11 protein-coding genes are annotated in these 12197 nt (G+C 40.9%); 1 reads left to right on the top strand and 10 read right to left on the bottom strand.

Annotated elements, in window-relative coordinates; translation table 11 throughout:
• Positions 1-199: 199 nt before the first annotated feature.
• The 3 genes from L1077_RS20470 to L1077_RS20480 form a co-directional block, all read right to left on the bottom strand.
• Entirely contained in the window at positions 200-385 is a 186-nt protein-coding gene (locus L1077_RS20470; RefSeq protein ID WP_237138761.1) for a hypothetical protein, read from the bottom strand.
• 382 nt (positions 386-767) lie between these two features.
• A complete protein-coding gene (locus L1077_RS20475) occupies positions 768-2300 on the bottom strand; it encodes a leucyl aminopeptidase (protein ID WP_237138762.1) in 1533 nt (510 codons plus the stop codon).
• Positions 2301-2562: 262 nt separating this feature from the next.
• Entirely contained in the window at positions 2563-3093 is a 531-nt protein-coding gene (locus L1077_RS20480) for a hypothetical protein (protein ID WP_237138763.1), read from the bottom strand.
• Positions 3094-3335: 242 nt separating this feature from the next.
• Here L1077_RS20480 and L1077_RS20485 point away from each other — a divergent pair, with 242 nt between their 5' ends.
• Positions 3336-4610: an FG-GAP repeat protein gene (locus tag L1077_RS20485; protein ID WP_237138764.1), complete on the top strand. Its 1275-nt coding sequence runs from the start codon at positions 3336-3338 to the stop codon at positions 4608-4610.
• 140 nt (positions 4611-4750) lie between these two features.
• Here the strand turns inward: L1077_RS20485 and L1077_RS20490 are convergent, their stop codons facing one another.
• The 7 genes from L1077_RS20490 to L1077_RS20520 form a co-directional block, all read right to left on the bottom strand.
• A complete protein-coding gene (locus L1077_RS20490; protein ID WP_237138765.1) occupies positions 4751-5224 on the bottom strand; it encodes a GNAT family N-acetyltransferase in 474 nt (157 codons plus the stop codon).
• 266 nt (positions 5225-5490) lie between these two features.
• Positions 5491-6456: a hypothetical protein gene (locus tag L1077_RS20495; protein ID WP_237138766.1), complete on the bottom strand. Its 966-nt coding sequence runs from the start codon at positions 6454-6456 to the stop codon at positions 5491-5493.
• 165 nt (positions 6457-6621) lie between these two features.
• Positions 6622-7890, bottom strand: coding sequence for a hypothetical protein (locus L1077_RS20500; RefSeq protein WP_237138767.1), 1269 nt, complete (start codon positions 7888-7890; stop codon positions 6622-6624).
• A 191-nt stretch (positions 7891-8081) separates the two neighbouring features.
• Positions 8082-10049 carry a pyridoxal phosphate-dependent decarboxylase family protein gene (locus tag L1077_RS20505; RefSeq protein WP_237138768.1) on the bottom strand — a complete coding sequence of 656 codons (1968 nt, stop codon included), beginning with the start codon at positions 10047-10049 and terminating at the stop codon, positions 8082-8084.
• Between the two features lie 304 nt (positions 10050-10353).
• On the bottom strand, positions 10354-10758 hold the full coding sequence (locus L1077_RS20510; protein ID WP_237138769.1) for a VOC family protein: 405 nt from the start codon (positions 10756-10758) through the stop codon (positions 10354-10356).
• A gap of 99 nt (positions 10759-10857) precedes the next feature.
• A complete protein-coding gene (locus tag L1077_RS20515) occupies positions 10858-11400 on the bottom strand; it encodes a 2OG-Fe(II) oxygenase (protein ID WP_237138770.1) in 543 nt (180 codons plus the stop codon).
• Positions 11401-11526: 126 nt separating this feature from the next.
• On the bottom strand, positions 11527-12108 hold the full coding sequence (locus tag L1077_RS20520; RefSeq protein WP_237138771.1) for a GNAT family N-acetyltransferase: 582 nt from the start codon (positions 12106-12108) through the stop codon (positions 11527-11529).
• Between the last annotated feature and the right edge of the window lie 89 nt (positions 12109-12197).

Below are 12197 nucleotides of genomic sequence, written 5' to 3' on the forward strand. Positions count from 1 at the left end.
GTTCATAAGTATAAAACATGTATAAAAAGACAAATTAACATTTTATTTTTAAATATAAAAACAGCACTTTTATTTAAAATGAAAATATAATTTAAAGTGGAAAATATAATTTTTAGGGTTTTACGAGTAGATAACAAATTAACCTGTGAATAAACTCCAGAAAGTAGAGGATTACTCCCCTACTATTTATTACACCTTATTAAGGCTGTTCGCACGTTGCGGCTGGGCATGAATAGTCGTTTCCTGTCCAGCAGTCACCACCCCAAGGGCTTGTCAAGCGACTTGCCAATTGATTACCACCAGCAACTTGAGGCGTCATTCCAGCCATAAGAGCTTTATTTTCGGAAAGTGTTTTTACTGACTTTTTGTTAAGTTTTAATTTCATTTGTTTTCCTTAATCAATTTTTATGTATTGTTATTGGTATTTCCTTTCATCCACATCAAGTGGACATAAAAAAGTTACATATAAATTCAATATAAGTAAACAGAAAAACCTATAATAAAAACAACGCACTGTAACAAACCATGACAATTGAAATATTTTTAAATAAAATCAACCCTTATTAATGGGGCTCTCCAACGTAAAAATAAACTTAAAAACATATTAGCCAGATATATTTCTTGATAAAAAAAGCGATTAAGTAAATAGAGAAAAAGCGAAACTAAAACTCTATTTATTTTAACATGAAGACATAAGCACACTGACAGATAAATGAAGAGGAAGTAGTGCACCATTAGCATAGGTGCACTTAAAAGAAAGGTGTCTACTAGTTACTGCTTTGCCTAACTAATTGATCTAAAAAACGTACACCCCAGCCTTGAGAGCCTTTTGGTGCCACCGCAATCGGCTGATTTAACCAATCAACACCTGCAATGTCCAAGTGTACCCATGGAATATCTTTATCTACAAACGTCGCGACGACTGCTGCACCGATACTTGCACCTGGGTTACCTGCACCTGAGTTTTTAATGTCTGCAATATCTGACTTAATTTGCTTAAAGAAATTAGGATGCAGAGGCAGAGGCCAAACCGCTTCACCACTGGTTTCACCAACTTGCATCATATTTTGAGCAAGAGACCAGTCGCGCGTAACCATGGCCGCATACTCATCACTTAACGCTCTTGCGGCTGATCCTGTCAACGTCGCAATGTTAACCAGCATTCTAGGTTTAAATTCATCTTGTGCATAACGTACTGCATCGGCTAGTAACAAACGGCCTTCCGCATCCGTTGAGATGATCTCAATCGTCGTCCCTTGCATTGTTGTTAGTACATCCCCCGGACGAATAGCATCTTCCGCTGGCATATTTTCAGCTAGCGGCATCACACCGACAACATTGACATTTTCACCTCTGCTTGCCACAGCCAATAATGTACCGGCAACCGCTGCAGCACCAGACAAATCAGATTTCATCTGCCACATACCGCTGTTTTTCTTCAAACTGATACCACCAGTATCAAATGTGATCCCTTTACCCACCAATGCAATTGGCGCGTCTTTTTTGTTACCGCCACGGTAGTTGATCACCAACATGCGTGGTTCATGGATAGAACCCAAGCCAACACCTAAAATCGCGCCCATGTTGCGCTTTTTCATTTCTCTGACTTTCATAACCTTGATATCAACGTTATCGATATCATCAAAAGCATCCTTTACTCTGTCTACAAAGCTCTGCGGATAAATTGATTTACCCGGCTCTGATGCCATATCACGGGTTAGATGTACGCCTTGTACCATGTACTGTAAATCGTCATTATATTTTTTAGTAGCTGCAGCAACGTTGTTACTATAAAGCACAAAGTTACGAGGTAAGGATTGCTTTGCCTGTGATTTATATTTGTCAAAGTGATAATCGCGAAGACCTGCCCCCATTGCGACCCAAGCTGAAGGTGTTGCAACTTGCGTATTGAGCGCATCAGTAACGATCGCATACTGAGCATGGCCATTATCTGGTGTGCTCGCCGCTGCGTAGCCACCTAAGTCTTGCAGTTGAGCTTGTGTTAATGCATCAGAGCCAGTACCGATCACGGTAATTTGTGCAAAAGGCGCCAGACCATAAAACGTTTTCGTTTTACCAAACCCACTTTTAAAGCCTGCACTCTCAATTGCGCCTTGCAATTGACCATTTGTTTTTGTGTTTACTTGCGCCGCAAGCCCGCTTAATGAATTAGCGTTATCAACAAAAATGATTAAACGCTTGTTTTGCGTTAAGTCGAGTTTAGAGAATTGAATATTAGGTAGCGCGTGCGCCATGCTTGCAGCCAACATAGTCAGCGCAGCAAGTGTAAATTTGATCATGCTGTTAATCCGCTTAATTAAACCTATAACACTCAAAAGTGTCGCTTTGAGAGCCAAAACCTTAAGTAGACCTGAGTATAGTCAAGGTTTAAGCGGTATGAACTTTACCTCGTATGAGTGAATGTAACCATTTGTTATCGATGAATATAAGCAAAAATGCTGTGTATGGATTAAGACAATTAAATTGCTTTGTGTTTTGTATGTGAGAGAACCTATATTAAAACTTTACTTTCAACATTATTCTAGGTCCCCTGATATAAGTTTATTCAAACAGCTCGGAGTTTTTCAAGCGACTGTGGTCATCAAACACTTCACATGGTGCACCACCACCAACTACGCAACATGGTTGAAGCGATTCTGACGACTTTACCTTCCTACACAATAGCCCTGTGCCCAATGGTCCTGGTTTATCCAATATACAAGGTGTACAACTCGGCGCAAAACAAGCGCCATTTTGGAAATCTTCTAGAGAACAAAGTACAGCCTGGCGTGGGTTGATAAAATGCGCGTTTTCAAGCAGATCAGACGCATCATTAAGTGCTTTTCGCAGCGCTTTTACCGACAAATCTCCTTCTGAATCCTTGACTAAAGATTTATATTTGGCCAAATAGCTAGGGTCGTTAAAATTTGATGCTAACAAATAGATAATCGCGGTATTTAAGCGCTTTTCTAGCTCCGCCTTTATCCGCGCTTCCTGTGTATTTATACCTTTTGCTGTCGTTTCTTGCCCGTTACTCGCTGCAAACATGGGCATAGCAATAAGAAACATTAAAGATAATATAACTAGCTTCACTTTAGATAATCCTTTGATATATGTGTGTTCGACACGAAATTACGGACTTTCATAAGAAAAATCTATTACACAGCATTACTCTAAGAAGGCTTATGGAGTAGTCAAAGATCAGTTTCAACAAACATTTATAGCATATGAGTCAACCTCGAATAAATTTGCACAAACCCGACGCTGTAGACACTTGTTATGCATTAAAAAGTTTCATATATTGGAACAATATTTCTAACCCAAGGAAAATAATAATGAAATCGGGTGCTCTACTGAAAGTGTTATCTTGTCTAACTCTACTTGTGGCTTCCCAGGGCGAAGCCAATCAACAAAAACTTTTACCTCATGACGGCAAAGCCGAAGACAGTTTTGGATTTAGCGTTGCTATAGACGGTAAAACCGCTCTGGTCGGTGCCTTTAAAGCGGATACAAAAACAATTCAAAATGCAGGGGCCGCCTACGTGTATGCACTCGGCAGCAACGGCTGGTACCAACAAGCAAAGTTAGTGGCAGAGCCTGCATTCAGCGAGGACACACTTGGTGGTAATGTGGCACTTAAAAATAATATGGCCATGTTAGGTGTATCAAGAAGAGACAGCCGAGGTAAAGACTCTGGCGCCGTGGTGGTATTCGAAAAACAAGGCAACACTTGGACACAAAAACAAATTTTAACTGCAATTGATGGTAAAGCTGGCGATGTATTTGGACAAAGCATTGCACTGACTGAGCGCTTTTTAGTCATCGGTGCGCCGCACAGTGACGCTCCACACAAAGACTCTGGTTCAGCTTATGTATATACTCGCGAAAACGGTGCTTGGCAGTATCAAACAAAACTCACAGCCAAAGACGGTGCTGCGGATGATTTATTCGGTATTAGTGTGGCGATTGATGGCAATACCATTCTTGTCGGTGCAGACTTACATGATGAAATAGCACAAGAGGCCGGTGCAGTTTATGCCTATGAATTTGATGGTAAACAGTGGCAGCAACAAGCTAAACTGATGGCAAAAGATGGTGGACATACAGATATCTTCGGAGTACGAGTTGCGCTGCGAGGCGATACTGCACTGATCTCTGCCAGAAGAGACGATATTGAAGGTGTAGGTGAGGATGCAGGTTCAGCGTATATTTTTGAGCGGACCGATGGAAAATGGACGCAAACACAAAAACTGGTCGCGCCAGATGCTCATGCCGATGACCGATTTGCACGCGGCGTAACACTCTCTAATGACACCGCCTTAATTAGTGCAATGCACCATGACGCCAACGGCAGTAATGCAGGTGCTGTCTATATGTATAAAAAACAAGGTAACCTGTGGCACTACACATCAAAAATCGTCGCCAAAGACGGAAAAATCGATGACAGATTTGGCTGGAATCTCGCGCTATCAAATCAACATGCTATCGTTGCCGCACCACATCGCGATGATAACGGCAATTCATCAGGTGCGGTGTATATGCTGGATTTAGAAGGGCAAAAGCCCATTACATCGAGTAATAACGCAGATAACGGTGCTAAATTGAACTAAATAGAATACGGAGTAACAAAAAAGTACAACTATCTAGAATGTACTTTTTTGTCTTTTCATATAAAAACCGTGTCACTTATTTAGATCAGTGGCACCTGAGTGATTAAAGGTACTTTGACAGTACCTTTATTTTCAAGCAGTTACATTAATGACTTCCAAAATACAATTTTGTCATCTCCTTGACCGTAGTACTCTGGAATAACTGCGACTGGGGTATAGCCGCATTGAGGGTAAAACTTGCGGGTTCGTTCGTACTCGGGAAGCCCTGACGTTTCAACCAGCATAATTCTAGCCTGCTTCTGGACAAGCGCCGACTCAACATGCTCAATTAGCAACCTGCCGACGCCATGACCTTGATGTGACTGCAATACAGCTATCAAAAGTAAGTTCCAAGTTCCCTCCGTCATTCTCTCTGGGGAACAATAAGCTATCGCTATAACTTGCTTATCAGAACTCTCAACAACGAACCACTTCTCTTCTGATGTTTGAGAAAAAAAGGGCATACTCATTTCATGTAAAAGCTCAGATGGAAACATCTTGTTGTCTTCAATTATCAGCTTTGCCGCTGAAAGGTCGGATGGACTCATTTCACGAATAGATAGATTGTTTTTCAATTTCAATTACTCATATTTAGATAATAAAAAGCCGCTCAAAAACACGCTGTTTTCGAGGGAATAGAAGCTAGCAACCGAATGGTGCTAGTGATTTCTCACAATGATATTCAAAAAATTACCAGTTAACTATAGTCGTAGGCGCCATCACACAATTGAACTATAACTGAAAACTGTACGTTAAAGCAATTTATGGTATGGACACACAGCGACACTTAGAATCTAACCATCGTAATTTCTTGTTAGACATTACTCATGATGCGGCGTAACTAAACCACATAATCAATCTGCTGTACTAAGTTCGGTTTACCCTGCTCGTCCAGATAAAAACCTGATTTTCTGATTGCCCCTTTCAGCTCACCCTGTTCGCGAATATTCATAGGAGTCTCTGTATTTTGCAACCCTATAGCGCCAATATTGGCCTCTGACAGTGTCACCAACTTGTCTTCATCTTTGTTTTTTATCCACACTTTGAGGCTGTCAAAGACCTCGTCATTTTCGTCAATAAAGCCGTTGCCATCCTGATCGTATTGGGCTAAATCAGCAAAACCATTACCACTTAACGCACCAAACAGTTCAGTGCCATCATCAATGCGTGAATTATTGTTTAAATCCAGCGCCAAAAAGCCATAGCCTTTTTTAAGATGGGAGAATGTATCTGCTTTGCCATCGGCATCAATATCAAACTGCATCTGCTCACTATCCAGTTCAACTGCCTTATTGGTAAAACTGATAATCAGCGGATCTTTCATATTAATATCTTCAATTGTGCGCTCGTAACTGGTGTGAGATTGCTCAAATACAGACTTAAACGCAAAAGCAATTTTCTCACCATTTTGGAGTGTAATTTGCCCACCTACTTTAAATACATTAGATTGGTGCTCGTGACTTAAACGCTCAACAATAACATGAGTTGGCTCGGGCTGCTCGGCATCTGCAGCTGCGAGCTCAGCGGCAGCTTCAGCCTCTGCTACGTCCTTACCTATGGTGTCATCGTACCAACTCACTTCTTTTCCGGTTAGCTTCTGTACCAATAACTTAAGAATATACAGCTTAGCATCGTTGCCCATTTCCATGTCACTTGCTGCTTGCTCTGCCTTAGCAACTTCAGTGTCAGCCATGGGCAAAGCACTTTGCTCCTCTTCAGGAATGGTCACTTCTGTACGCTGCTCACTGACGTGAAATTGCCCTTCATGTTTGTTACGCATCTCAATTTGTGCACTTTCAATTTTCATAGCTCCTCCAAGCCCATCCATGTAATTTGGTTATCGGCAAAAAAGTCTATAAATTGAGCAGGAATTTAAAGAAATAAAAGCAAGGAACAAGCATTATGTGCAGCGTTGTCGCAGCATGTCTCACCCACCCAGCTAAGCTGCGAGCGTGGGTGAGTGAATTTGCCTTTAATGCCTTAGTAAGACAGCGCTGGGCAACACAGGATCACAGTCATGGTAAACCTCACTACGGTAAGTGTGTGAAACACTATTAATGCAGTATCCATCTGCATAGTTTGTCGCACCTAAATGCGGGTTTTTAGCCTCCCCATAAATACGGTTACCACTGAAGTGGCTCAATCCTGAGCTAACCTGAAGTGAAAACTCATAGGTAAGCATACCTCTGGCTGTGATGTATGGGCTATGAATTGTGACTTGATTCCCGCCAACATAATGCTCACCGATAGCTTGGATCCCTCTGTACGCTCTTTGTAGCTCTATGATGTTACGATTGATAATATTGTCATTGCATTGAAGCCCAGTGCAAAGTGAGAATATTGCGGATGATGTTGTGCCAATTGTGCGACTACCTACCTGATTACTCATACCCATTGACGTAATATGGTTAGATTGAACAGAAAAACCATTATTTATAAGGTTTATGGCCGTTTTACCAAAGCTGCTTATTTCATTATTAGATATCATTCCCTCATAGCAAGGTACGCCACAGCCTATACTTTGTACATAAACTGCGCTTGAGTCTAAATAACCGTAAACATCATTGATAGTATTATAAATAATATCGACTTGGCCACTAACTGATCCTACGATAGATATGCCACGATGTGCCAAACGTCCTTCACGAACAAGGTCTACCCCATTAAAATACCTGTCCGAGCTTGTGTCATGCCCGCCAATATTCTCAATAATGTTATCAATGATATTGATACGCTTACCATTTGTGATTTGAATTGCGCGTGCAGGATAAATATCTGAGTAGGCATCTACAGCACCGTACTTAAAGTCAGTCCCTATGAAGTTTCTGAGCGTAGAACGATGAATAGAAAAGGAATCTGCGCCTTCAACCTCTATCCCTTTAGTAGCGTGAAAGTTACCGTCTATTTCTACTTTATACATACTGCTACCACTGGCGTTTTTAGTAAATTTCAACATAGCAGCAGAGTCAGGAAGTTTGTTTTTGGCAAAAATAACGGCTAACCCACCTACCCCTTCAATGCGTACTGGTTTATCAACCACCAATGGTTGAGTTAGTCCTATTGGCTGACCGCAAATATAAATCGACTCTACTCGATTATCTTCAACAAGCTGCCTAAACATCGCCTCTTTAAGTTCCGGAGGTTTTCTATCATCCCACCCCCAACATAAGTCCCCTCCGTGCTGCGCAAACACAGATACAGATAAAAGTAGTAATACGATTCCAAAACATGTTCTTTTCATTTTTGTCCCTTATGAAAAATAATGAGTCTGGTACTACTATCCGGTTTTTATTCCTGTACAGAAAACAACCTCAAACAAAAAACAGATAACCCAGTTGACTGAATTAACTTGAGATATTTACCTTTTAATCTGCCAAGCTCAACCCAGACATCATTGTCAGGCCAAAGCTCAGCATCCTTTATAGGTCGAATTTATTGCTCTACTACCTTCAAAATGATCTCCTCAAGGTAGTTAAGATACATATCCATATAAGTAACACCATTTTTATCATCTGATAGCCATGGGTTCATCAAAGTATGTCGTAAGACAAACAGTGCGTTATCTTGATACTCAACCTGTTCAACATCTCTCACAAACGAGTGCGGATCAAGGCCAAGCTTAATACATAAATTATGTGCGACTTTATCATTGATATTTTTTCTAAAAATAGAAGTGTAAGAGCCGATAAACTCTTTGCTAAACATTGGCGTCGACTTCTCAATTTTAATGTGCTCAAACACTTTGCGAGTAAAGTCATTTAACACTCGTGTACTGGAGTTACCGGCGGGGTTAATGGCCAAACAAATCAGATTTGTATCAGGCTCTATGGGGGCAATCAAGGTCGCTTTGCCTGCCAGTTTTTCACTCAATGCTACAATCTTATGGTAAAACACTTCTGTGGTGCGAATTGTGCTGGCAGGTAATTTGCCAAAGTGCTCAGCATTGAGTGGTAAAACATTTTGCGCCACATAACTTGCTGCTGCAGCTGCTCCCGGCTTTGAGCCTTCCATGATATACTGGCCTAACTGATTTAATTTAGGTTCAGGCTCAACAAATCGGTTCTTTTTATCAAATACATAGGCAGCTTCTTGCACCACAAAGCCACACATATTTTTGTTTCTGGCGATAAATGCACCGCTGCCAAAGGGCATATAACCTAGCTTATGCGGGTCAACCGTAATGGAGTCAGTCTCACATAGCGCGGCAAATGCATTGTAGACTTTGACAGATGGGAAGTATTTAAACCCTGCTTTGACCGCTTCATGTTCGCGCATTCGATTGTCTTCATCTCTAAATACAGACGACAAGTAGCCACCCCATGCGGCATCCACGTGAATATAGTAATTCAATCCCTCATCTCGGATCATTTCGTCACGCAAAGATACAATGTCAGCGATAGGATCAACGGTTCCAAACTCGGTAGTCCCCAAAACTCCAATCACCGCAAGGACAGTACGGTTTTCAGATTTTGCTTTTAGCAGCAGCTGTTTAAGTGCCGTCGGATCTAAACGCATTTTTTCATCAGTAGGAACTTGCCATAGGTTTTTACTGCCTATACCCAAAATCTTCATGGCTTTTACCCATGAATAATGTGCAGTGGCTGGCACAAACACCACGGGCTGTTTTAAATCTTCATGCAGTTCAAAAAAGTCAATATGGCCTTGGTGTTCAATACGCTGCTCTCTAAGTAACTCGATCAGTTCATCATATTTCTCATCACCCATGGCTTTGAGCTTATTTAAGCAATTGACACGAATTTGCACTACTTCGTCAATCGAGAGATTCATTAATTCCCAAGTAGACATACTTTGCAGTGAACGCCCTTGCCCATCCACAAAGTCAATATCTGCCAGCTCACCACAGCGCTTTACCGCCAGTGGGTAGTACTTCACGGAGCGAAACATCCATAAGCTTTGATAGTTCGCCACCGTACCACCTGAGGTTAAATGTCCCCAAGCGACTGCACCTTTGTCTACATCTAAGTTGTAGCCAAACATTTGCGCTAGTTTATTACCCACTTCCAACTCCATTTTAACGGTGACTGGCGCGGCTTCTTCTGTAACATTGTTAGGGTTATACAGCGCAGTAATAAATTGCGCCAGCATTCCTGGCAGCAATAAGTCTGATGCCATATGCCCGATATATCGTGGGTTTGAAAATGGCACGGATTGCTTTAAATCCGCACTCAGCTTATGCAGTTCTTGCTTGGTTTTAGCCATGGTTTCTAGGTAATGGGAAGATTGTTTTTCAATAATTGAGACTGGCGGTAAATCTTCTGGATGAAAACTACGTCGCCAATAAACGTGGTCCCGAAAGAACTCTAAAAAGATATCTTCAAACTCGTGGTTATTTTCACCATAAGAGCCAAGAAAGTAAGGAGAGAATAGGCGTATATCCATGTTAGTTTACTCAGTCTGTATATTTAAACAATCATTCACCATGCCATCGCATTAATGCGCTCACATGCTGCTATCCTGTGCACTGTATATCGCTCGTTTTCCCGTATAGTTAGGGCAAAGCAATATATGAACGCATCAAGAATACGTTTCATAGACTCAGTAATTAATAAAAAATTTAATTGAAGTGTGTTTATTAAACAATGAATTGAGGTAAAACAAACTTAAATACAAATAATGCGCTATTTTTTGGTATATGCCTATATTCGATGACCAGCTTAACGAAGCTCCTTCTTCGAGCCAGCAGTTATTTTTTTAGTTCTAACAAATCCCATTTATTGCCATATAAATCTTCGAAAACGACAACAGTTGCGTACTGTTCAACTCTTGGCTCTTCATGAAACACCACGCCATTGTCTTTCATAAAGTGATAATCACGCCAAAAATCATTAGTTTGTAAGAACAAAAACACTCGTCCACCGCTTTGATTACCGATCGCCTGATGTTGTTCATCATTGCTTGCTTTTGCCAACAGTAAATTAGTGCCATTTGAATTAGGAGGGGAAACCTGAACCCAACGTTTACCAGCACCTAAATCAGTGTCTTCAACTAGGGTAAACTGTAGTTTTTGTGTGTAGAATTCGATGGCATCATCATAGCTTTCAACGACGAGTGCGATGTTACCAATTTGCTGCTGTATTGACTGGGTCATACTTTTATCCACGAGAAAAAAAACCAGTTTATACTAGAAATTACGCAAGCAATAAAGTCGCTAAAGATAAAGCTCGCAGCTCTTATGGGGACAGGTTAATTATTGATAAACAATATCTGTTCTCAGGACATATTTAACACCTGTTAGTACTTCATTTCCTTTGTGCCATAAATGATGTTCAAATATTAGTGACTTACCTATAGCGGCATGCACCTCCAGATTTGACTGCCTAAATTGCGTACATCCCCCTTCATAGTCGTCATTTAAATACACCAATAAAGTCATCATCGTTACACCACCTGACACACTTTGCCGTCCGTCTTTGTGCATATTAAACTTCTGTCCTGGTGTGTAGCGATAAAAACGAAAATGAGGTGATAAACCAATGGCGCGTTTACCTTCAATATTTGGCATAGTCATGTGAGATAGTTTTTTCCACAACTGCTCAGCCAACGATTCTGATATCCAATTCACTCGGTGGTTATTTCGTATGTTACTCAGATATGAGCGGCTAACGCCCACTTGCACATCTGCATTTCTGTAACCACTCAATTCTGATTGTACGATTAATTCACGACATTCCCGCTCCGAAAGAAACGCATGAACTGTAAAAATATTTTCATCTAATCGACATAACTGCATGCTGCTACATTCCTTTTTACACTATATGGCCTTTGCATTGCGGTGGTGTGCCATATGCGTAACCTCATGGCCTTTGTAGTCCGAAAAGCAATGATTTAATGTTGTCCTTAACTATGTTTGAAAAAGTTAAGCACCATCAATTTCAGTGCCGTGAATATGCACTTGATGCGCAATCCACTCCTCTCGCGCCATCCAATAACAGATATGATTAACTCTATGGTCGTATAAAAACTCAGCGTCAGGCTTAAACTCTTTATTCACAAACCCTAATCGAAGCGCAATGTCTTGGCTTCTATAATTGTACTCTGCGATAGAAAGGCACACTTTGTTAAGCGCTAGGGTTTCAAATGCATGGTCAATTAAATAACTCACGCATTGAGTTGCAATACCTTGCCCTTGATACTTTTTTGCAAGCCAATAACCAATTGATGTACATCCATTTATTTTATCTATGGGGTGATATCCGCACATGCCTACCAAAGTATGATTTAAATATATCCCGCCCATCAAACCAAGTTCATCATGTAATTGCTTTTGAGTTGTTTTAATGAATTCTTCAGAGTCTTGAACTGACTGGGTAAAATCAAGCCAAGGTAGCCACTGTTTTAGGTGCTGCCTGTTGTCATCAACGAGTGTAAATAACGTTGGGGCATCCGACAGCGACAATAACTTCAAACAAATTTCATCATTTACTTCTAGTTTTACCAAGGCCTTACTCCTAAGTGTAAAATACTACAACAGGTGTCTTTGTGTGTTTTACTGTGCACCTTCACCCAGCTAACTATATTCTTGTAAAA

Origin of the sequence: Pseudoalteromonas luteoviolacea (genome assembly GCF_021654285.1) — a bacterium.
Classification (GTDB): domain Bacteria; phylum Pseudomonadota; class Gammaproteobacteria; order Enterobacterales; family Alteromonadaceae; genus Pseudoalteromonas; species Pseudoalteromonas luteoviolacea_J.

Coding starts and splice junctions, on each gene's coding strand:
- L1077_RS20470 (WP_237138761.1), bottom strand. CDS start 385: ATGAAATTAAAACTTAACAAAAAGTCAGTAAAAACACTTTCCGAAAAT.
- L1077_RS20495 (WP_237138766.1), bottom strand. CDS start 6,456: ATGAAAATTGAAAGTGCACAAATTGAGATGCGTAACAAACATGAAGGG.
- L1077_RS20505 (WP_237138768.1), bottom strand. CDS start 10,049: ATGGATATACGCCTATTCTCTCCTTACTTTCTTGGCTCTTATGGTGAA.
- L1077_RS20510 (WP_237138769.1), bottom strand. CDS start 10,758: ATGACCCAGTCAATACAGCAGCAAATTGGTAACATCGCACTCGTCGTT.
- L1077_RS20515 (WP_237138770.1), bottom strand. CDS start 11,400: ATGCAGTTATGTCGATTAGATGAAAATATTTTTACAGTTCATGCGTTT.
- L1077_RS20485 (WP_237138764.1), top strand. CDS start 3,336: ATGAAATCGGGTGCTCTACTGAAAGTGTTATCTTGTCTAACTCTACTT.
- L1077_RS20500 (WP_237138767.1), bottom strand. CDS start 7,890: ATGAAAAGAACATGTTTTGGAATCGTATTACTACTTTTATCTGTATCT.
- L1077_RS20475 (WP_237138762.1), bottom strand. CDS start 2,300: ATGATCAAATTTACACTTGCTGCGCTGACTATGTTGGCTGCAAGCATG.